Here is a 19756-nt window from a genome sequence, read left to right on the forward strand (position 1 = left end):
ACAAAGGGCGAAGGTCAGGGTTCCGAAGGTGGCCCGCCGGACGGACCGGAGGAGGCACGGGGGAACGGGCGTACCCCGCTCAGGGTGTCGGCGTCTCCAGGACGGGGCGCGGCGTCCGGCGCGGCCACATCTGCCAGAGCAGCGCCGTCGTCTGCAGCGCCACCACGATCAGCAGCGCCAGCCGGTGCCCCTCCGGCGCGTAGCCGCCCTGCGGCCCGGGCGGGAAGGCGCCGATCACTGAGCCGAGGCCCCATTGCAGGCTGAAGGCCACCGCGAACATCAGCAGGTTCGCGGCGGTGTTGACGCGCCCGGCCAGCTCGACCGGGAAGTTCTGCGACAGTACGGAGTAGACCAGCACCGAGGCGCTGGCGAACAGCGGGTACAGCACCCAGGACACCACCGGCGGGACCGGCAAGCCGGCTTCCATGGCCACCAGAACCAGGGTGGCGAGCAGCAGGCCGGCGGACGCCACGGTGGCCGGACTCATCCCGCGGCGGCGCAACGCGTCGGTGGCCAGCGCGAAGCCGGTGTAGCCGGCGACCATCGCCATGGCGGCGTACTGCAGGTGGGTGGCGACGGCGGTCTGGTCGAAGCCCTCGACGTCGCGCAGCCACGGCCCCGCCCACAGCGCCATGTAGGCCATGAAGACGCCCTGCACGACCACCGACGCCGGCGCGAGGCGCCAGAACACCGGGCTGGAGAACACCCGTCCGGTGCCGCGCAGCATGGCGCCCCACGTGGCGCGGTTATTGGCGCCCTGATTGGCGCCGCCGCGCCGCGGCCGTTCCGGCACCACGGCGTAGAGCAGCGCCGCGCACGCCGTCGTGACCACGGCCAGGGCGAGGAACAGGCCGCGCCAGTCGGTAACGGTCATCAGCGCGCGCACCGGCGTGGTGGCGAACACCGCGCCCAGTCCCCCGGCCGCCAGGAACAGCCCGTTGACCAGCGGCAGCCGCTCGACCGGCCACCACGCGACGTTGGCGGTGATCGCCGCCATCAGGCAGGCCGAGACGCCGACGCCGATCAGCGCCCGCCCGGCCGCCAGCGTCGCCAGCCCGTCGCCCACCGCGAACAGCGCCGCGCCCGCCGCCGCCACCAACAGCAGCGCCGTCTCGATCCGCCGCGGACCATAGCGGTCGAGCAGGATGCCCAGCGGCACCTGGAACGCGCCGAAGGCCAGGAAGTAGGCGCTGGTCAGGAAGCCCAGCCCGGCGGCGGTGACGCCCAGCGAGGCGGTCAGCTCGTCGGCGATTACCGCGTTCACCGTGCGGAACAGGTAGGACATGAAGTAGCCGACGGCGAACGGCGCGAAGACGCGCAGGATGCGGTACGGCACGCTCGGACGTTCGTGCTCGGTCACGTGTGACCTCGGTGGTTCTTCTTCACGCGGCGGTTGCCGCCTTGCCAGGAAGGAGAAGGTGCCCCGGTCAGGGTTACCCCGGCAAGGACAAACCCCGCGTTTTTTGCCACACGCCAGACTCTTGACTGAGCTGCCGGGGAGGAGCACGCTGACGGGGTGAACGGTGATGCTTTTCCGGCATTGATCGCTCATCACCGACAGGCCTGAGGCCGGGTCGGAAACACGGTCGGACTTGAAGAGGCAAACTCCGGCCCCTACGCGGGGCTCATCGGAACGATGTGTTGCCCGTCCGACTGAACGGCGGTGGAGCCATTCCCGGGTGGCTCCGCCGCCGGATTGCTTTTCGGGGCATGCTTCCCCTCCGCATCGTTCATCGTTCGTCATCCTCGCGCAGGCTTACAGGCGCTGACTTCGGCACCTGTCCACCACCGTCTTTACCTTTTTGTTCGTCATCCCCGCGAAGGCGGGGATCCATAAGTTCCGAAGCGAGTGGCTGTGGACCGTATGGATCCCCGCCTGTGCGGGAATGACGGGAGGGGAGGGGCAGCCCTGCCGCAGGCTCGTGCCACCCAGGGGAATACTCCCGTGCACATTCGTGTTCGTGATTACAGCTTTCCGGCTATGCGGCTGGGGTGCCGCGCAAATTAGGTTGAAAACCGAAACAACTCGACAGCAACGAGTTGGGGAGATTCCGCCTACATCCGCTGTTCGCCTGGGAAATTTCAGAAAAATGTGCCAACACGGCCGCAAAAAAGGGGTATGCGACCGTCATTTAACCCAGCATTAACCAGGATCGATTGATCTTCAGCGCACCGGAGGCGGGAACTGCGGCAGAGATGGCGCGAAAGACACCCGCGAATTCGACCACGATGTTTGAAAGGTCCGGAGCATGACCATGACCGGAACCATGCACGAAGTGGCTGGAGGCGTCGGCACCCGCGGCCGGCGGAGCGGGGCGGGCCTCGTGCTGGCGGTCCTGCTGCTGACCGGGTGCCCCGGCACCACCGTCCCCCCGGACACCGCGACGCTGTCCTCCCGCACGAGCGGGCCGGTGGCGTCCACCCAGGCGCCGCGACCGAAGGCCAAGCCGCCGGTGCGCGCCGAGACTCCCCAGGGAGGCCTTTCGACCACGGTGCCTGCCGGCATCGGCGTCGCCATGGCCGCCCCGGCCAAACTCGATCCGGATGCGCTGATGGGACTGGACCAGCGCCAGACCAAGCGCCTCCTGGGCGTCCCCGTTTCCATGGAAGACCAGGCTCCGGCCCGGGTGTGGAGCTACGCCAACGGCGCCTGCACCCTGAAGGTCTTCTTCTACATGGACCTGTCGTCCCAGGACTTCCGAGCCCTTTCCTACGATGTGAAGAGCAGCGACCATGTCCCAGATGTCGATCAACGATGCTTCGCCCAACTGCTTGCCCAAGCCGGGGACGGCAGCCATGAGTAACGCAACGCTGGCGCGCGTCGCGCTGGTCGACGACGACGACCTGTTCCGGGAGTCGCTCGGCCTCAACCTCGGCGACGAGGGCTTCGAGGTGGTCTCCTTCGACCGTGGCGAGCCGGCGCTCGACTTCTTCGCCAACGGCGGCCAGGTCGACATCGTGCTGCTCGACTGGCGTATGCCGAAGATGGACGGCCTTGAGGTGCTGCGCCAGATGCGCGCCCGCGGCATCGACCTGCCGGTGATCTTCCTGACCGTGCTGTCCGACCAGATCTACGAGGAGGCCGCGCTGTCCGGCGGCGCCCTCGACTTCGTCGAGAAGTCGCGCAGCCTGTCGATCCTGCTGAAGCGCATGCGCCTCATCATCGACGGCAACAAGGTGCCGGGCGAGGAGGTCGCCGCCAACGACACCGGCGTGCACCACCTGGGCAAGCTGGAGCTGCGCCTGGACAACAGCCGCGCGCTGTGGGACGGCACCCGCGTGGACCTGACGCTGACCGAGTTCAACATCGTCAAGCTGATGGCGACCCGGCCGGAGGAGGACGTCTCCTACCGCGAGATCTACGACCTGGTGCACGGCAAGGGCTTCCTGGCCGGCTATGGTCCCTCCGGTTACCGCGCCAACGTGCGCGCCTTCATCAAGCGCATCCGCCAGAAGTTCCGCGCGGTCGATGCCGAGTTCGACTGCATCGAGAACTACCCGGGCTTCGGCTACCGCTGGGGCGACGGGACCGGACAGCGCAATGGCAATGAGGACGCGGACGTTGGCCTCCTCGACGACGCTGCCGCTGCTGCGGAGTAACGTGGCCCGGACCCGGTGGCTGTGGCGCTCGCTGGCAAGCCGGCTGGCGCTGCTGACCATCGTGTTCCTGGCCGTGCCGGTGCTGATCTACGATCAGTTCCGGCGCGCCGACGAGACCAGCCAGACCCTGCTGCTGCAGAGCGCGCAGCAGCAGGGCCGGCTGATCGCCCGCGCCATCCAGCCCGAACTGGGCCGCGCCGACCGCGCCAGCCTGCCGCAGATGGGGCAGGTGCTCACCCGCTTCGCCGACGACCGCACGCGCCTGCGCCTGCTGGTCCGCCCGCGCACCCTGTCGGGCGGCGACGGCTTCTTCTACGTCGGCGCCGCGCCCGCCGTTTCCACCGCCGACCTCGACGCCGAGCGCCGGCAGCTGGTCGAGCAGGGGGTGCTCGACCGTCTCGGCTCCAGCTGCGAGGGCAACGTGCCGCTCGCCATGCGGGTGCCGCGCACGTCCGGTGCCGAGGAGGTGCTGACCTCCATCACGCCGATGAACACCGGCTTCGGCTGCTGGGCGCTGGTCACCAGCAACGACACCGAGGCGCTGCTGGGCTCCTCGCTCGGCCGGCCGTACTGGAAGACGGCGAACGTGCAGCTGGCCGCGCTGATCTACGTGGCGATGGCCGGGCTGGTGCTGCTGGTGCTGGTCGGCGTCATGCGCAACCTGCACCGCTTCGGCGACCTCGCCCGCGACCTCGTCGGCGGCGAGTCCCCCGGCGAGAGCTTCGCCCAGCGCAACACCGTGCCCGAGCTGGCCGGCGTCGCCGAGGCCTTCGACAGGATGGTGGACACGCTGCGGCAGAGTGCCGTGCAGCTGCGCCGCGCCGCTGAGGACAACGCGCACGCCTTCAAGACGCCGATCGCCGTCATCCGCCAGTCGACCGAGCCGCTGCGCCGTGCGCTCCCGGAGGACGACATGCGCAGCCACCGCGCGCTGACCATGATCGACAAGTCGCTGGACAAGCTCGACGGGCTGGTGTCGTTCACGCGCCGCATGGACGAGGCCGCCGCCGACCTGCTGGAGCCGCCGCGCAAGAAGATCAACATGTCCGCGCTGGTCGAACGCATGGCCAACAGCTACACCGGCCTGCTGTCGGAGCGGAAGCTGCACATGCGCTCCTCGATCCAGCCCGGCGTGGTGGTGCGCGCCAGCGAGGACATCCTGGAGACAGTGGTCGAGAACGTGGTGGAGAACGCCGTCAGCTTCTCCCCCGCCGACGCCACGGTCAGCGTCCGCCTCGGCCGCAACGGCCGCACCGTCGAGCTGGTGGTGGAGGACGAGGGCCCCGGCGTCGATCCCGGCAACCTGCCGCGCATCTTCGAGCGCTACTTCTCGCAGCGCGAGGCCGGCAAGGGCATGCCCCAGGACGACCCGAGCGGCCACACGGCGGAAGGCACGCACTTCGGCATCGGGCTGTGGATCGTCCGCCGCAACATCGAGGCGCTGGGCGGCACCGTGACCGGCGAGAACCGCCGCGACACGCGGGGCTTCCGCATGCGGATCGTGCTGCCGGTGGTGGGGTAGTTTGTCGCTGCCTCCTCGCTGACCCTCCCCCGCTTCGCGGTGGAGGGGATAAAGGCCCCCTCTCCCGCGAAGCGGGGGAGGGCTGGGGAGGGGGCAAACTCCCTACGACGCCCCGCCGAAATGATCGTCCTTGTCCCGCACCAGCACCGCGCGCGGCGCCGTCGGCCGCTCCGGCTCGGTGTGCACCTGCACGAAGGGCGCCTTCGGCGCCTCCCAGGCCGCGATCAGCGCGTCGAAGCGCAGCGGCGTGCTGGTCAGCATCTGCACCAGCACCGCGGCGGCGACCAGGGGGATGAGTGCGTCTTCCAACCGGTTCACGTCCCGCTCCTCGGGTAAGGACATGAAACAAAGCGTACATCGTCGTCCGCTGATGTCAGCCCGGCCAATGGTCCAGGGTGTGGTCATCCCCCGATTGTCGCAGCCGGCAGCCTTGCTGTTGCCACAACCCGCCGCTACGGTTGCCGCGGATCGGAAGGGGTAGCGAACGGCCATGCACGCGATCGTCGTCTACGTTCTCGGTGTGGCGGGTCTGCTGCTGCTGGTCAGCGCGCTGCCGCCGCTGGCGGCGCGGCTGCGGGTGCCGTACACGGTGCTGCTGGCCGCCGCCGGCATCGCGCTGGGCGCGCTCATCAAGGGCGCCACCGTGCTGGACGGGCTGGCCGGGCCGCTGGGCGACTTCTTCGTCTCCCTCTCCGGCCTCGACCTGTCGTCGGAGACGCTGCTCTACATCTTCCTGCCCGTCCTGCTGTTCGAAACGGCGCTGGCCATCGACGTGCGCCGGCTGATGGACGATTTGGCGCCGATCCTCGCCATGGCGGTGGTGGCGGTGTTCGTCTGCACCTTCGCGGTCGGCTACGCGCTGTGGGCGGTGTCGCCGATGGGGCTGGTGCCGTGCCTGCTGCTGGGCGCCATCGTCGCCACCACCGACCCGGCGGCGGTGGTCTCCATCTTCCGCGACCTCGGCGCGCCGCGCCGCCTGACCATGCTGGTCGAGGGCGAGAGCCTGCTGAACGACGCCGCGGCCATCGCCCTGTTCTCCCTGCTGCTCGGCATGCTCACGCGGCGCAGCGACGGCGGCGCCCTGGAGGCGGCGCTGGACTTCCTGCGCAGCTTCGGCGGCGGCGCGTGCGTCGGCTTCGTGCTGGGGCGCCTCGCCTGCCTGCTGGTGACGCCGGTGCGCGACCAGCCGATGGCGGAGATCACGCTGACCGTGGCACTCGCCTACCTCAGCTTCCTGCTGGCCGACCACTATCTGGAGATGTCCGGCGTGGTGGCGGTGGTGGCGGCGGCGCTGGTGGTCGGCTCGGTCGGCAAGACGCGCATCTCGCCCGACACCTGGGTGGCGCTGGAGCACATCTGGAAGCAGCTGGGATTCTGGGCGAACTCGCTGATCTTCCTGCTGGTGGCGCTGGTCATCCCGCACATCGTCGAGCGCGTGTCGTGGAGCGACGTCGGCTATCTGGCGGTGGCCGTCGCGGCGGCGCTGGCGGCGCGCGGCGTGGTGCTGTTCGGCCTGCTGCCGGCGCTGTCGGCCTTCGGCTTGGCGCAGCGCGTCGGCCACGCCACCAAGGCGGTGATGCTGTGGGGCGGCCTGCGCGGCGCGGTGTCGCTGACACTGGCCATGGCGGTCACCGAGAACGGCCGGGTGTCGGCGGGCGTGCAGGAGTTCGTCGCCGTGCTGGCGACCGGCTTCGTGTTCTTCACGCTGTTCGTCAACGGCACGACGCTGCGCCCGGTGATGCACAAGCTGGGGCTGGACCGCCTGTCGCCGGTCGAGCGCGCCATGCGCAACCGCGCGCTGGCGCTGTCGGTCGCCCGCGTGCAGGAGCGCGTCGGCGACCTCGCCCGCACCTACGAGATCGAGGAACTGGCCGCGCAGCGGCTGCTCGACCACTACGGCGAGCGCCTGGAGGCGATCGAGAGCGAGCGCCACGCCGAAGCCCCGCTGTCGGAGGCGGAGCGCGTCACCATCGGCCTCGTCATCCTCGTCAACCGCGAGCAGGAACGCTACTACGCCCACTTCCAGGAGGGCATCCTGTCGCGCGGCGTGGTCGAGTTCCTGGCGGCGCGCGCCGCCCGCACGCTCGACGCGGTGCGGGCGCAGGGCGAGGCCGGCTACGCCAAGGCGGCCGACGGCATCATCGATTTCTCGCTGCAGATGCGCGCGGCCAGCTGGCTGCACCGCCACTTCGGCATCCAGCGCCCGCTGGCCCGCCGTCTGGCCATGCGGTTCGAGGTGCTGGTGTCGGTGCGCATGGTGCTGCGCGAGCTGCGCGCCTTCAGCCGGCAGCGCCTCGCCCAGGTGCTCGGCCCCGACAGCGCGGCGGAGCTGGACGGGCTGCTGGCGGTGCGCCTCGACCATGTCGAGAAGGCGCTGGCGGCGCTGCGCCTGCAGTACCCGGACTACGCGACCGTCCTGCAGAACCAGTACCTGGGCCGCGCCGCGCTGCGGCTGGAGGCCGCCGACTACCGCGCGCTGCACGCGGAATCGGTGATCTCGCAGGAGGTGCTGAACGACCTGGAGCGCGACATCGCCGGCCGCCGCCGCGCGCTGGAGCAGGCGCCGACCCTCGACCTGCGCCTCGACCGCAACGAGCTGGTGCGCCGGGTGCCGATCTTCGCCGGTCTGGCGCCGGAGCGGGCGGCGCGCATCGTCAAGCTGCTGAAGTCGCGCCTCGTGCTGCCGGGCGAGACCATCGTGCGGCGCGGCGACCGCGGCGACTGCATGTTCTTCATCGCCTCCGGCGCGGTGGAGGTGCTGGTGCCGGGGCTGGAGACTCCGGTCAAGCTCGGCTCCGGCGACTTCTTCGGCGAGATGGCGCTGCTCAACGGCCAGCCGCGCAACGCCGACGTGCGGGCGCTCGGCTACTGCCAGCTGCTGGTGCTGGAGGAGAAGGACTTCTGGCGCCTCGTGCGCAAGGACCCGTCGCTGCGCACCCACATCGAGGACGTCGCCGCCAAGCGGCGGGCGCCCTTCCTGCCGGTCAAGGCGGTGGCGGTTCCGGCGGGGGAGTAAGCACACCTCCTCGTTTTTTCGTCATCCCCGCGAAGGCGGGGATCCATAACTCCCGAGGCAAGAGGCTGTGGAACGTATGGATCCCCGCCTTCGCGGGGATGACGGGTTTGGGGCAGTGATTGGTCGCCGAAAACGGCCGCCAACCGCTAAACTGAGCGCCTATGCGCGAAAGCGGGGATGACGGTCAAGAAAGCTCCGCAAAGCCCGGCCACGCAACCCACCCCTGCCACGACGCCGCTTTCCACCGCTCCCCCGACCGCTTAAACAACCAACAAAACGCGGGGGCGAATGATGGCGCAACAGGTTGCCGGCGGGGTGCGGTCGGATTGGGTGCGGGTGATGCCCGCCGTGTTCGTGCTGCTGTGGAGCACCGGATTCATCGGCGCCAAGTTCGGGCTGCCCTACGCCGAGCCCTTCACCTTCCTGCTGCTGCGCATGCTCGCCGTGGCGGCGCTGCTCGGCCTCGTCGCGCTGGTGACGCGCGCCCCCTGGCCGGGGAGTTGGCGGCTGGTCGGGCACATCGCGGTGGCCGGGCTGCTGGTGCACGCGGTCTATCTCGGCGGCGTGTTCTTCGCGATCTCGCAGAAGGTGCCGGCCGGCATCACCGCGCTGATCGTCGGCATCCAGCCGCTGCTCACCGCGGCACTGTCCGGCTGGCTGCTGGGCGAGCGGGTGTCGGCGCGGCAGTGGGGCGGGCTGCTGCTCGGGCTGATCGGAGTCGGGCTGGTGGTCAGCGAGAAGCTCACCGTCGGCACCGGCAGCGCGATCGGCCTCGGCGCGGCGGTGGCGGCGCTGGTGGGGATCACGCTGGGCACCCTGTACCAGAAGCGCCACTGCACCGGCATGGACCTTCGCACCGGCGCCACCATCCAGTATGCCGCCACCACCGCCGCCTTCGCGGTGATCGCGCTGCTCACCGAATCCATGCGCGTGCACTGGACCGGGGAGTTCGTCTTCGCCCTGACCTGGCTCACTCTGGTGCTGTCGGTGGGGGCGATCTTCCTGCTGTTCGCGCTGATTCGCAAAGGTGCCGCGGCGAAGGTCGCCAGCCTGTTCTACCTGACGCCGCCGGTCACCGCGGTGGTGGCCTGGGCCATGTTCGACGAGCGCCTGGGCGCCGTTGCGCTGGTCGGCATGGCGATGACTGTGGTCGGCGTGGCACTGGTCAACCGTTCCGCGTAGTGACCCGCAAGAGACTGCGTGACTTGCGTCCCACGGTGTGTGTATTAATTTTTATCTAGCGGTTGGGACCGGGGCGACCCGGCCCCGCGATCATCGGCAGGGGCGCCATGGAGACTTTCTCGCTCGACGACAGCCGTACCCTCCAGGCCATCGGCATTCTCGCCGACGTGCTGGACGGCGTCTCCGGTCCGGGCGGGCTGGACACCGTGCTGGTGTCCAAGGCGCTGCGCCAAGTGGTCGCCACCAAGTCGCAGCCGGCCTTCGAATTCGCCAGCCGTGCCTTCAACACGCTGGATCCCGCGGTGCGCCGCAAGGTGGCCGCCGACGCCGACACCGCCGCGCGCGACGCGATCGAGCTGCGCGGCCGCGTCGCCGGCTTCCTCAGCACCGCCCCGCGCAAGGAGCGCGGCGCCGCCCAGGCGCCGACCAGCTTCCTCAACGCCCTTAACCTCCGCCACAAGCGCCGCAAGCCGGAGGCGTGAGTTTACAGTCCCTCTCCCGCCCCGGGAGGGTGAGGGGCCTGCGAGGATCCTTGGATCTACCCTCACCCGGCCGCTTCGCGGCCACCCTCTCCCGGGACGGGAGAGGGGAGGAAATTACGCCCGGTTGATGTCCGCCAGGAAGCGCTCGACCTTGCTGCCGAGGACTTCCGCCTGCTTGGACAGGCTCCCCGACGCCTCAAGCACTTCGGTCGACGCGCTGCCGGTCTTCAGCGCCACCTCGCGCACGGCGATGATGCTGCTGGTCACCTCGCCGGTGCCCTGCGCCGCCTGGGTGACGTTGCGGGCGATCTCGGCGGTGGCGGCGCCCTGCTGCTCGATGCCGGCGGCGACCGTCACGGCGATGGCGTTCATCTGGCGGATCGTCTCGCCGATGGTGCGGATGGCGTTCGCCGCCTCGCCGCACACCGCGTGCATGCGGTTGATCTCCTGCGTGATGTCCTCGGTCGCCTTGGCGGTCTGGGTGGCGAGGTGCTTGACCTCGCTCGCCACCACGGCGAAGCCCTTGCCCATCTCGCCGGCCCGCGCCGCCTCGATGGTGGCGTTGAGCGCCAGCAGGTTGGTCTGGCTGGCGATCTCGCTGATCAGGTTGACCACCTCGCCGACCCGCTCGGCGGTCTCGACCAGGCTGCCGACGGTGGCGTTGGTGCGGTCGGCTTCCGCCACCGCCTGACCGGCGATGCGCTGCGAATCCGCCACCTGGTGCGCGATGTCGCCGATGGTGGCGGCCAGCTCCTCGGACGCCGCGGCCACCGAGTGCACGTTGCTCGACGCCTGCTCGGCCGCGGCGGCGACGGAGGTCGCCTGCCGGGTGCTCTCGCTCGCCGATTCGGACATGCCCTGCGCCACCGTGCGCATCCGCGCCGCGGCGCCGTGCACGGTGCCCAGCAGCCCGGTCACGTCGCGGTCGAAGTCCTGCACCAGCTGGCGCAGCGCCTCGGCGTGCCGCTCCTTGGCCTCCTGCGCGGCGTGCTGTTCGGCCTCCAGGCGGGCGCGCTGCTCGGCGTGCTCGCGGAAGACCTGGACAGCCTCGGCCATCTCGCCGATCTCGTCGGCGCGCTCCAGGCCGGGGATGCCGGCGTTCAGGTCGCCGTCGGCCAGCCGGCGCATGGTGGCGTTCAGCGCGTGGAGCGGCACGGTGATGCCGCGGATGGTGGCGACGCTCGCCAGGATGGTCGCGGCCAGCAGCAGCGCGGCCAACCCGGTGACGATGACGAAGGCCGAGAAGGCGTCCGCCCGCACGTCTCGGACGCGCGTCAGCAGGGTGGCGTTGACCGCGTCCTCGACGCCCTTCAGCAGGTCGATGCGCGCGGTGGCGGTGGCGAACCAGGTGTCGCCGGCGATGCCGTTCAGCGCGCCGCTCAGGCCGCCGGCGTAGGCGGTCTTGCGCATCGCCTCGACGCGTTCCGCCGCGTCGCCGGACATCGCCTGCTTGAAGGCGGTCTTGAGGTCCTCCGGCGCGTAGGTGGCGAAGGACTCGAAGAACGCCTGCTGCTGCGCGCCGAGGCCGAGGAAACGCTGGTACAGCGCCGGGTCGAAGGCGCCGGCGCCGAAGCCGGCGCCGCCGGTGGCGCGCTCCTGCCCGGCGCGCTCCTTGCCGTGCAGCAGGTTGGTGTAGGCGACGATCAGGCCCGACACCGAGGGCGCGCCGCCGGCGCGCGAGATCTCGCCGGTGATGTCGAGCAGCCGCTGGATGCTGCCGGTGTAGAAGGCGGCGGACTCCGGCGCCGGCAGCGTCAGGGCGGAGATCGCCGCGCGCCGCGCCGGCAGCGGGTCGAGCGCGGCGCGCGCCGCGTCGAGGCGCGCGGCCAGCGCCGGGTCGGCGCCGTTGACGCGGAAGCGCTCAGCGGTGCGGCGGTAGGTCTCGGCGGCGCGGTCGGTGAGGTTGCGCTGCTCGACCAGCGCGTCGGCCATCTTGGCGCCGCGGCTGGACAGGAACACCGCCGAGGTGCCGCGCTCCTTCTGCAGCTCGTGCACCACGGCGCTGACGTCGGACACCAGCCCGGCCATCTCCTCCAGCCGCTCCATGGCGAGCAGCGTCCGCCGGCTCTCCAGCATGGTGGCGACCGAGAATCCCAGCATGCCCAGCAACGGCAGGATCACCACCAGCGCGAAGCGGTGGCGGATCCGCAGGCGGCGGGTCAGGCTCTGCATGGTCGTCTCTCCGTCGATCCGGCCGGTCGCCGGCGCCTGCGCGCCGGGCCGCCACCGTCAAGCCACCGCTCTTACCAGTCCGGTGGGGACGGCGACTTGACCTTTGTCAATGGATTAGCCCAAACGGCAGAGGAGGGGGCGTGACAACTACGCCGCGGCGCGGACGGCGGCGGGCAGGGCGGCGTCCCAGTAGGGCTCGGGACCGAATCGCGCCGCCAGGAAATCGACGAACGCCCGCACCTTGGGCGACAGGTGGCGGTTCTGCGGGTACACCGCGTACACCGCCGAATCCGAGAAGGAATAGTCCGACAGCAGGCACCGCACCGCGCCGGACGCCAGCGCCTCGCCGCACAGGAAGGTCGGCGACACGACGATGCCGTGCCCGGCGACGCAGGCCGCCATCAGGATGTCGCCGTTGTTAGCGCGCAGCGTGCCGTTGACGCGCACGGTGCGCGTCTCGCCGTTCACCTTGAACTGCCACTGCTCGGCGGTCGGCACGTTGGTGTAGAGCAGGCAGCGGTGCTGCGCCAGGTCCTCCGGCGTGAGCGGCGTGCCGTGCTTCTCCAGATAGCCGGGGGCCGCGCAGATGACGCGGCGGTTGGGCGCCAGGCGCTTGGCGATCAGCGAGCTGTCGCGCAGCCGCCCGATGCGCACCGCCACGTCGTAGCCCTCGTCGAACAGGTCGACGTAGCGGTCGTTGAGGTCGATGTCGATCTCGATGGCCGGGAACCGCTCCATGAACTCGGCGACCGCCGGGGCGAGGTGCAGCAGCCCGAAGGACAGGGGCGCGTTCACCCGCAGCCGGCCGCGCGGGGCGGCGTGCAGGTCGGCCACCGCGCGCTCCGCCTCGTCCAGGTCGGAGATGATGCGGGTGCAGCGCTCGTAGAACGCCTGGCCCACCTCGGTCAGGCTCAGCTTGCGCGTGGTGCGGTTGAGCAGCCGGGCGCCCAGCCGGTTCTCGAGGTCGGCGATGCGGCGCGACACCACGGACTTGGACAGGTTCAGCCGGTCCGCGGCGGCGGTGAAGCTCTTGGCGTCCACCACCTTGATGAAGGCCAGCATGTCGTCGAGGCGATCCATGGGCATTGTTCTACACCGGGCAACGATGAAGTGCCAGCGCGGCGGGTACACCGAAACGTCGCAGCGGTTTAAGTCAGATGCGGCGGGCGGTGCCGCCCGGCAATCATGGGAAGGACAGTGACGATGGCCAAGGTACTGGTTCTCTATTACAGCAGCTACGGACACATCGCGACGATGGCGCAGGCGGCGGCCGAGGGCGCGCGCTCCGTGCCCGGCACCGAGGTGACGGTCAAGCGCGTGCCGGAGACGGTGCCCGAGGACGTGCGCAAGAGCGCCCACTTCAAGGAGGAGCCGAACATCCCCGTCGCCGACCCGGCCGAGCTGGCCAACTACGACGCCATCATCTTCGGCGTGCCGACCCGCTTCGGCAACATGCCCGGCCAGATGAAGAACTTCCTCGACCAGACCGGCGGCCTGTGGGTGAAGGGCGCCCTGGTCGGCAAGGTGGGCAGCGTCTTCTCCTCCTCCGCCACCCAGCACGGCGGGCAGGAGAGCACCATCCTCAGCACCCACATCGTGCTGCTGCACCAGGGCATGGTGATCGTCGGCCTGCCCTACGCCTTCCAGGGCCAGATGGGCGTGACCGAGGTGATGGGCAACTCGCCCTACGGCGCCAGCACGATCGCCGGCGGCGACGGCTCGCGCCAGCCCAGCGCGGTCGAGCTGGAGGGCATGCGCTTCCAGGCCCGCCACGTGGCGGAGATCGCCCGGAAGCTGCACGGGTAACACCAGGAGAGCGAGCGATGGGTCAGCTGATCGACGGGCGCTGGACCGACCAGTGGTACGACACCAAGGCGACCGGCGGCGCCTTCGTCCGGCCGGCGACGCAGTTCCGCGAGCGGGTGTCCGCCGACGGCTCGACGCCGTTCAAGGCGGAGGCCGGGCGCTACCACCTCTATGTCTCCTACGCCTGCCCGTGGGCCCATCGCACGCTCATCCTGCGCACCCTCAAGGGGCTGGAGGAGGTGGTCTCCGTCTCCGCCGTCGATCCGCTGATGCTGGAGAACGGGTGGGAGTTCCCGGAGGGCGGCGATCCGCTGACCGGCGCCCGCTTCCTCTACGAGGTCTACCTCAGGGCGCGGCCCGGCTACTCGGGGCGCGTCACGGTGCCGGTGCTGTGGGACAAGGCGAGCGGCCGCATCGTCAACAACGAATCGGCCGAGATCATCCGCATCCTGAACCGGGAGTTCGACGCGTTCGGCGACGCCTCGCGCGACTTCTGCCCGGAGGATCTGCGCGACGAGATCGACCGCATCAACGCCGTCGTCTACGACCGCGTCAACAACGGCGTCTACAAGGCCGGCTTCGCCACCACCCAGGACAAGTACGAGCAGGCCTTCGACGCCCTGTTCGACGCGCTGGATGAGCTGGACGCCCGGCTGGCCGGCGCGCGCTGGCTGGTCGGCAACCGGCTGACCGAGGCGGACTGGCGGCTGTTCACCACGCTGGTGCGCTTCGACGCGGTGTACGTCGGCCACTTCAAGTGCAACAAGCGGCGGATTTCCGACTACCCGCACCTGTCGGGCTACCTGCGCGACCTCTACCAGATGCCGGGGATCGCGCAGACCGTGCGCTTCGACCACATCAAGCGCCACTACTACGCCAGCCACCGCACCATCAACCCCACCGGCGTGGTGCCGAAGGGGCCGGACCTCGACCTCGACTCGCCGCACGGGCGCGGGCGTCTGGGGCCGGGGCTGTAGCTACCGCAGCCGCCGCGCCAGCGCCTCCAGCAGGTCCACGGCCTGGAACGGCTTGGCGACGTAGTCGTCCATGCCCGCCGCCAGGCAGCGGGTGCGGTCCTCCGGGAAGGCGTGCGCGGTCATCGCGATGATCGGCACGCCGGCCAGCGGCTGGGGCAGGGCGCGGATCGCCGCGGTGGCGGCCAGGCCGTCCACCTCCGGCATCGCCACGTCCATCAGGACGGCGTCGAACGCCTCCTCGCGGATCAGCCGCAGCGCCGCGACGCCGCCGTCGGCCAGGGTCGCCGTCAGGCCCGCCTTGCGCAGCAGGGCGGCGGCGATGGTGCGGTTGGTGGCGCTGTCGTCCACCACCAGGATGCGGCCGCCGCGGCCGCGCGCCCAGGCGGTCAGCCGGTGCAGCCGGTCGGCGGCGCTCTCGGGCGGAGCGTCGGCCTCGACCGCCTCGACCGTCACCGCGAACCACAGGCGGTTGCCGCCGTCCGGCCGCTCCTCGCAGCCGCACCGGCCGAAGACGCGCAGCGGTTCGGTCAGCGCGTCGCGCTGCGCGGGCGTGAGCGGCGGCGCGGTGTCGCTGACCGAGAACCGCAACGTGCACAGACCCGGCCCCGCCAGCTCGGCGCTCAGCGCCACCGCGATGTGGCCGCGGTCGGTGGCGGCGAGCGCGCGTTCGGCCAGCCGGCGCACCGCCTGCCGGATGCCGGCGGCGTCGCCGCGGGCGAGCGGCGGGGCGGACGGGTCGATGAGGCTGTCGAGCCACAAGCCCTTGTCCGCCGCCGCCTCGACCAGCTCGAGCGCCGCGGCGTGGGTCAGGTCGGCGGGAACGAAGACGTGGAGGGCGGAGCGCGGCACGACCGTACCGGTCACCCCCGCGCCGACCGCTGGCTGGGCGATCCGCTCTGTGGCTTCCCGATTCATCGCGTCCATGAGTCCGGTCCGCTCGGCCGTGGCAATTTGCAACGCAGTTTGCGGACGCATTCCGCGAAAGCCTTTGGTTTTCGTGGTGCGTCCACAACATGCACGGGACCGCAGCAAACCGCGGGCCAATCGGCTATGCTCCGGCCCGGCTTCAACGGCGGTGGGAATGATGGGCTTCATCGGGCGGATCTGGCTGGCGTTCGCCGGCCTCAACGCGGCGGTCGCGGTCGGCGCCGGTGCCTACGCCAGTCACGCGCTGGCGGCGCCGGGGCTGGAGAAGGCGCAGGAGTGGGTGCGCACCGCCGGGCAGTACCAGCTCTGGCACGCGCTGGCGCTGCTCGCCGCGCTGCTCCTGGCGGCGCGCACCGAGGGCGTGGCGCGGCTGGCGCTGCGGCTGGCCGGTTGGCTGTTCGTGGCGGGGCTGGTGCTGTTCTGCGGGACGCTGTACGCGCTGGCCTTCGGGATCGCGCTGCCGGTGGCGAACACGGCGCCGACCGGCGGCACCGCGTTGATGGCGGGGTGGGGCGTCCTGGCGCTGGCGGCGCTGCTGCCCGGCTGGCGGCGTTAGGCGGGGCTGGCGGCGGCGCGGTTGTCGCCGTCGTTGGCGGCGGCGCTCGGCTGGCGGGCGCAGTACAGCTCGTGCAGCGTCGCCATGACGTGCTTCGCCTCGTCGCCGTGCAGCGAGTAGTAGATGTTCTGTGCGCTGCGCCGGGTCGTCACCAGCTTGTCGCGGCGCAGGCGCGCCAAGTGCTGCGACAGCGCCGACTGGCTGAGGCCGACCAATTCCTCCAACTCGCCGACCGACTTCTCGCCGAGCGCCAAGTGGCAGAGGATCAGCAGCCGCCGCTCGTTGCTCATGGCCTTGAGCAGCGTGCTTGCCTTGCGTGCGTTGGCTTGCAGATCCGCGACGTTCATCGAAATGCCCCCTGCCTGCGCGCGGCCCGGATTCTGGACCAATCGCTGGTGTTACCACATGATATGGACGGTTCCACGTGCTTGTCTACTGTGCTTGTCCGTCCATTGTACCAGAACCGTTGGTGCGCTAATGTCCCAAGCAAGCTATTGATTTCAGTTTTTCATTCAGTATGGAGCCGTTGCGATGGCGCGACATGAGCTTGATGCGAAAGGGCTGCTGTGCCCATTGCCCGTTCTGCGTGCCCGCAAGGCGCTGAAGGCGCTCGCGGCTGGCGACGTGCTGGCGATAGAGGCCACCGATCCGAGTGCGCCGAAGGACTTCGCCGCCTTTTGCGAGACCACCGGCAACCGCCTGCTGGCGAGCACCGAGGACGGCGGCGTCTACCGGATCGAGGTCGAGCGGACCGCCTGAGGGTGTGCCTCCTGCGACGATGCGGCCCGCATTCCTCCTGTACTTTGCGGGACGATGCGGGAACAATGGCGCCAGGAAATGCCAACGACGCCGGCCGTCTTAAAAGAAGCTTATCGAAACAAACATGCTGACCACCCTGTTCACGCACCCGATCTGCCTGGAGCACGACACCGGCCTCGGGCATCCGGAGTGCTCGGACCGCCTGAGGGCGGTGCTGGCGGCGCTCGAGGCGGAGGATTTCCACCTGCTGGAGCGCGCCGAGGCGCCGCTCGCCACGACCGAGCAGATCGCCCGCGTCCATCCCCTCGCCCACATCGAGCGGGTGATGGCCGCGGTGCCGGAGGACGGGCACGCGGGCGTCGACGCCGACACCGTGCTGTCGCCGCTGTCGGGGCAGGCGGCGCTGCGCGCGGCGGGCGCGGTGTGCGCGGCGGTGGACTCGGTGGCGTCGGGCCGGTCGCGCAACGCCTTCTGCGCCGTCCGCCCGCCCGGCCACCACGCCGAGCGCGCCAAGGCCATGGGCTTCTGCCTGTTCAACAACGTGGCGGTCGGCGCGCTGCACGCGCGCGCCGTGCACGGGCTGCAGCGCGTGGCGGTGATGGACTTCGACGTGCACCACGGCAACGGCACCCAGGACATCTTCCAGGACGACCCGGACCTGCTCTACTGCTCGACACACCAGTCCCCGCTCTATCCCGGCACCGGCGATCCGGGCGAGAAGGGGGAGTACGGCAACTGCGTGAACGCGCCGCTGCCGGCGATGGCGGGCAGCCCGGAGTTCCGGCACGCCATGGCGCACATCGTCCTGCCGGCGATCGACCACTTCAAGCCGGACCTGATCATGATCTCGGCCGGCTTCGACGCCCACTCGCGCGATCCGCTGGCCAGCCTGCACCTGATGGACGACGACTTCGCCTGGGCGACGCGCAAGCTGGGCGACCTTGCCCGCACGCACTGCGGGGCGCGTGTGGTGTCGGTGCTGGAGGGCGGCTACAACCTGCGCGCCCTGGCCTCGGCCTGCGCGGCGCACGTGCGCGAGCTGATGGCGGCGTAGAACCTCGTCCTGCCGTCATCCCCGGAAAGGCGGGGATGACGGTCTGAAAGGTCTTCGCGACGGCGGCGCCCTTGCCAGACGCGGCGTCTTGTGGTAGGATCATAGTCCTTGGTGAGCGGCGGCGCCGGACTGTGAACTGAACACCCCCTGCACACTGTTTCACGGTGTTCCAAACTGTTCCATTCGGCGGTGGCGCCGGCCGTATGCTCCTTCTTTCGGTCATGCCGCCGTCATAAGACGGCCGTCCGCGCTTGCGCATCCGCGCCCTGCGGGCCTAATTTCTCCAATCGGTTTCACCAGCGGTCCCATCATGTCAGACCTTCCCCCGATCCCGCCGGACATCGCGGCGATGAGCTTCGAAGACGCCCTTGCCGAGCTGGAGCGCATCGTGCGCCAGCTGGAGGAGGGGCGGGGCAAGCTCGACGAGGCGATCTCCTCCTACGAGCGCGGCACGGCGCTGAAGCGCCATTGCGAGGCCAAGCTGCGGGAGGCGCAGGCCAAGGTCGACCGCATCACGGTGGCCGCCGACGGCGGCATCGGCACTGAACCGGCACGGATCGACTGACGTGGGAACCCTCCTCAAGGCCGCCATGGCCGAAGCCGCGGAGCAGGTCGAGCAGGCCATCGCCGGCCTCCTGCCCTCCACTGATTACCCGGAGAACCGGCTGTACGAGGCGATGCGCTACGGCAGCCTGGGCGGCGGCAAGCGGCTGCGGCCGTTCCTGGTGCTGCACTCCGCCACGCTGTTCGGCGTCAGCCCGACCTGCGCGCTGCGCGCCGCCGCGGCGGTGGAGATGGTGCACTGCTACTCGCTGATCCACGACGACCTGCCGGCGATGGACGACGGCGACCTGCGCCGCGGCCGGCCGACCGTTCACCGCCAGTTCGACGAGGCCGCCGCCATCCTGGCCGGCGACGGCCTGCTGACCTACGCCTTCGAGGTGCTGGCCGACCCGGCGACGCACGAGGATCCGAATGTCCGCTGCGGCCTCGTCGCGGCGCTCGCCAGGGCGGCGGGGCCGCACGGCATGGTCGGGGGCCAGATGCTCGACCTGATCGCCGAGCACGAGACCTTCGACATCGGCACCGTCACCCGCCTGCAGCGCATGAAGACCGGCGACATCATCGCCTTTTCCTGCGAGGCCGGCGCCATCCTGGGCAAGGCCGCGCCGCCGATGCGGCAGGCGCTGCGCGCCTACGCGCATGACCTCGGCCTCGCCTTTCAGATCGTCGATGACCTGCTGGACGTCGAGGGCACCGAGGCCGAGACCGGCAAGTCGGTGGGCCGCGACGCGGCGGCCGGCAAGGCCACCTTCGTCTCCATCCTCGGCCGCGAGCGCGCCCGCGCCCAGGCCGAGATGCTGGCCAGGCAGTGCGCCGAGCACCTGGAAATCTTCGAGGGACGCGCCGACATGCTGAAGGCCGTCGCCGAGTACGTCGTGACCCGGCGCACGTGACAAGGAGTGAGAGAGTGACCGCGACCAGCAAGACGCCGCTCCTCGATCAGGTCCGCATTCCCGCCGATCTGCGCGCGCTGAGACCCGACCTGCTCCGCCAGTTCGCCGACGAGCTGCGCACCGAGACCATCGACGCCGTCTCCGTCACCGGCGGCCACCTCGGCGCCGGCCTCGGCGTGGTCGAGCTGACGGTGGCCCTGCACTACGTCTTCAACACCCCCGACGACCGCCTGATCTGGGACGTCG

20 protein-coding genes are annotated in these 19756 nt (G+C 70.4%); 14 read left to right on the forward strand and 6 right to left on the reverse strand.

Translation table 11 applies throughout. The annotated features are described in order from the left end of the window. Window positions 1-79: 79 nt before the first annotated feature. Window positions 80-1360 (reverse strand): MFS transporter, encoded by a 1281-nt coding sequence (locus ACRWK7_RS21470; protein ID WP_431858328.1) that lies wholly within the window; start codon window positions 1358-1360, stop codon window positions 80-82. A gap of 895 nt (window positions 1361-2255) precedes the next feature. Between ACRWK7_RS21470 and ACRWK7_RS21475 the strand changes: the two genes are divergently transcribed. From ACRWK7_RS21475 to ACRWK7_RS21485, 3 genes are read left to right on the forward strand one after another with little or no spacing between them, the layout of a single operon-like run. After that, entirely contained in the window at window positions 2256-2804 is a 549-nt protein-coding gene (locus ACRWK7_RS21475; protein ID WP_431858329.1) for a hypothetical protein, read from the forward strand. Further along, the gene (locus tag ACRWK7_RS21480) at window positions 2797-3600 is read left to right on the forward strand and encodes a response regulator transcription factor (RefSeq protein WP_431858330.1); all 804 of its coding nucleotides are present in this window, start codon (window positions 2797-2799) and stop codon (window positions 3598-3600) included. Before ACRWK7_RS21475 ends, ACRWK7_RS21480 begins: the two co-directional genes overlap by 8 nt. 1 nt (window position 3601) lies before the next feature. Continuing rightward, on the forward strand, window positions 3602-5122 hold the full coding sequence (locus tag ACRWK7_RS21485; protein ID WP_431858331.1) for a sensor histidine kinase: 1521 nt from the start codon (window positions 3602-3604) through the stop codon (window positions 5120-5122). Window positions 5123-5224: 102 nt separating this feature from the next. On the opposite strand, the gene ACRWK7_RS21490 is transcribed toward ACRWK7_RS21485, so the two are convergent. Next, window positions 5225-5440: a hypothetical protein gene (locus ACRWK7_RS21490; protein ID WP_431858332.1), complete on the reverse strand. Its 216-nt coding sequence runs from the start codon at window positions 5438-5440 to the stop codon at window positions 5225-5227. A gap of 172 nt (window positions 5441-5612) precedes the next feature. On the opposite strand from ACRWK7_RS21490, the gene ACRWK7_RS21495 reads away from it, so the two are divergent. From ACRWK7_RS21495 to ACRWK7_RS21505, 3 genes are all read left to right on the forward strand, one after another. Continuing rightward, a complete protein-coding gene (locus ACRWK7_RS21495) occupies window positions 5613-8138 on the forward strand; it encodes a cation:proton antiporter (protein WP_431858334.1) in 2526 nt (841 codons plus the stop codon). Between the two features lie 339 nt (window positions 8139-8477). Beyond that, the gene (locus tag ACRWK7_RS21500) at window positions 8478-9320 is read left to right on the forward strand and encodes a DMT family transporter (protein WP_431858335.1); all 843 of its coding nucleotides are present in this window, start codon (window positions 8478-8480) and stop codon (window positions 9318-9320) included. Between the two features lie 107 nt (window positions 9321-9427). Further along, window positions 9428-9802, forward strand: a complete 375-nt coding sequence (locus tag ACRWK7_RS21505; RefSeq protein WP_431858336.1) for a hypothetical protein — start codon at window positions 9428-9430, stop codon at window positions 9800-9802. Between the two features lie 114 nt (window positions 9803-9916). Here the strand turns inward: ACRWK7_RS21505 and ACRWK7_RS21510 are convergent, their stop codons facing one another. Beyond that, the gene (locus tag ACRWK7_RS21510) at window positions 9917-11974 is read right to left on the reverse strand and encodes a methyl-accepting chemotaxis protein (protein ID WP_431858337.1); all 2058 of its coding nucleotides are present in this window, start codon (window positions 11972-11974) and stop codon (window positions 9917-9919) included. A 147-nt stretch (window positions 11975-12121) separates the two neighbouring features. Beyond that, window positions 12122-13054: a LysR family transcriptional regulator gene (locus tag ACRWK7_RS21515; RefSeq protein WP_431858338.1), complete on the reverse strand. Its 933-nt coding sequence runs from the start codon at window positions 13052-13054 to the stop codon at window positions 12122-12124. Window positions 13055-13177: 123 nt separating this feature from the next. Here ACRWK7_RS21515 and wrbA point away from each other — a divergent pair, with 123 nt between their 5' ends. Then, window positions 13178-13780: an NAD(P)H:quinone oxidoreductase gene (gene wrbA, locus ACRWK7_RS21520; protein ID WP_431858339.1), complete on the forward strand. Its 603-nt coding sequence runs from the start codon at window positions 13178-13180 to the stop codon at window positions 13778-13780. Window positions 13781-13797: 17 nt separating this feature from the next. After that, window positions 13798-14757, forward strand: coding sequence for a glutathione S-transferase family protein (locus ACRWK7_RS21525; protein ID WP_431858340.1), 960 nt, complete (start codon window positions 13798-13800; stop codon window positions 14755-14757). Here the strand turns inward: ACRWK7_RS21525 and ACRWK7_RS21530 are convergent, their stop codons facing one another. Next, window positions 14758-15681: a response regulator gene (locus ACRWK7_RS21530; RefSeq protein ID WP_431858341.1), complete on the reverse strand. Its 924-nt coding sequence runs from the start codon at window positions 15679-15681 to the stop codon at window positions 14758-14760. Between the two features lie 157 nt (window positions 15682-15838). On the opposite strand from ACRWK7_RS21530, the gene ACRWK7_RS21535 reads away from it, so the two are divergent. Next, the gene (locus tag ACRWK7_RS21535; RefSeq protein WP_431858342.1) at window positions 15839-16240 is read left to right on the forward strand and encodes a DUF423 domain-containing protein; all 402 of its coding nucleotides are present in this window, start codon (window positions 15839-15841) and stop codon (window positions 16238-16240) included. Here ACRWK7_RS21535 and ACRWK7_RS21540 read toward each other — a convergent pair. Further along, window positions 16237-16587 (reverse strand): ArsR/SmtB family transcription factor, encoded by a 351-nt coding sequence (locus tag ACRWK7_RS21540; RefSeq protein WP_431858343.1) that lies wholly within the window; start codon window positions 16585-16587, stop codon window positions 16237-16239. The two genes, ACRWK7_RS21535 and ACRWK7_RS21540, sit on opposite strands and share 4 nt — an antisense overlap. 184 nt (window positions 16588-16771) lie before the next feature. Here ACRWK7_RS21540 and ACRWK7_RS21545 point away from each other — a divergent pair, with 184 nt between their 5' ends. From ACRWK7_RS21545 to ACRWK7_RS21565, 5 genes are all read left to right on the forward strand, one after another. Further along, complete coding sequence (locus ACRWK7_RS21545; protein ID WP_431858344.1) at window positions 16772-16999, forward strand: sulfurtransferase TusA family protein; 228 nt, start codon at window positions 16772-16774, stop codon at window positions 16997-16999. A 124-nt stretch (window positions 17000-17123) separates the two neighbouring features. Beyond that, window positions 17124-18053: a histone deacetylase family protein gene (locus ACRWK7_RS21550; protein WP_431858345.1), complete on the forward strand. Its 930-nt coding sequence runs from the start codon at window positions 17124-17126 to the stop codon at window positions 18051-18053. Between the two features lie 310 nt (window positions 18054-18363). Next, the gene (locus tag ACRWK7_RS21555) at window positions 18364-18618 is read left to right on the forward strand and encodes an exodeoxyribonuclease VII small subunit (RefSeq protein WP_431858346.1); all 255 of its coding nucleotides are present in this window, start codon (window positions 18364-18366) and stop codon (window positions 18616-18618) included. A 25-nt stretch (window positions 18619-18643) separates the two neighbouring features. Next, window positions 18644-19510 (forward strand): polyprenyl synthetase family protein, encoded by an 867-nt coding sequence (locus ACRWK7_RS21560; RefSeq protein ID WP_431858349.1) that lies wholly within the window; start codon window positions 18644-18646, stop codon window positions 19508-19510. Window positions 19511-19524: 14 nt separating this feature from the next. Next, on the forward strand, window positions 19525-19756 hold a 232-nt coding region (locus ACRWK7_RS21565), incomplete at its 3' end, for a 1-deoxy-D-xylulose-5-phosphate synthase N-terminal domain-containing protein (RefSeq protein WP_431858347.1).

Source organism: Azospirillum sp. (assembly GCF_050789165.1).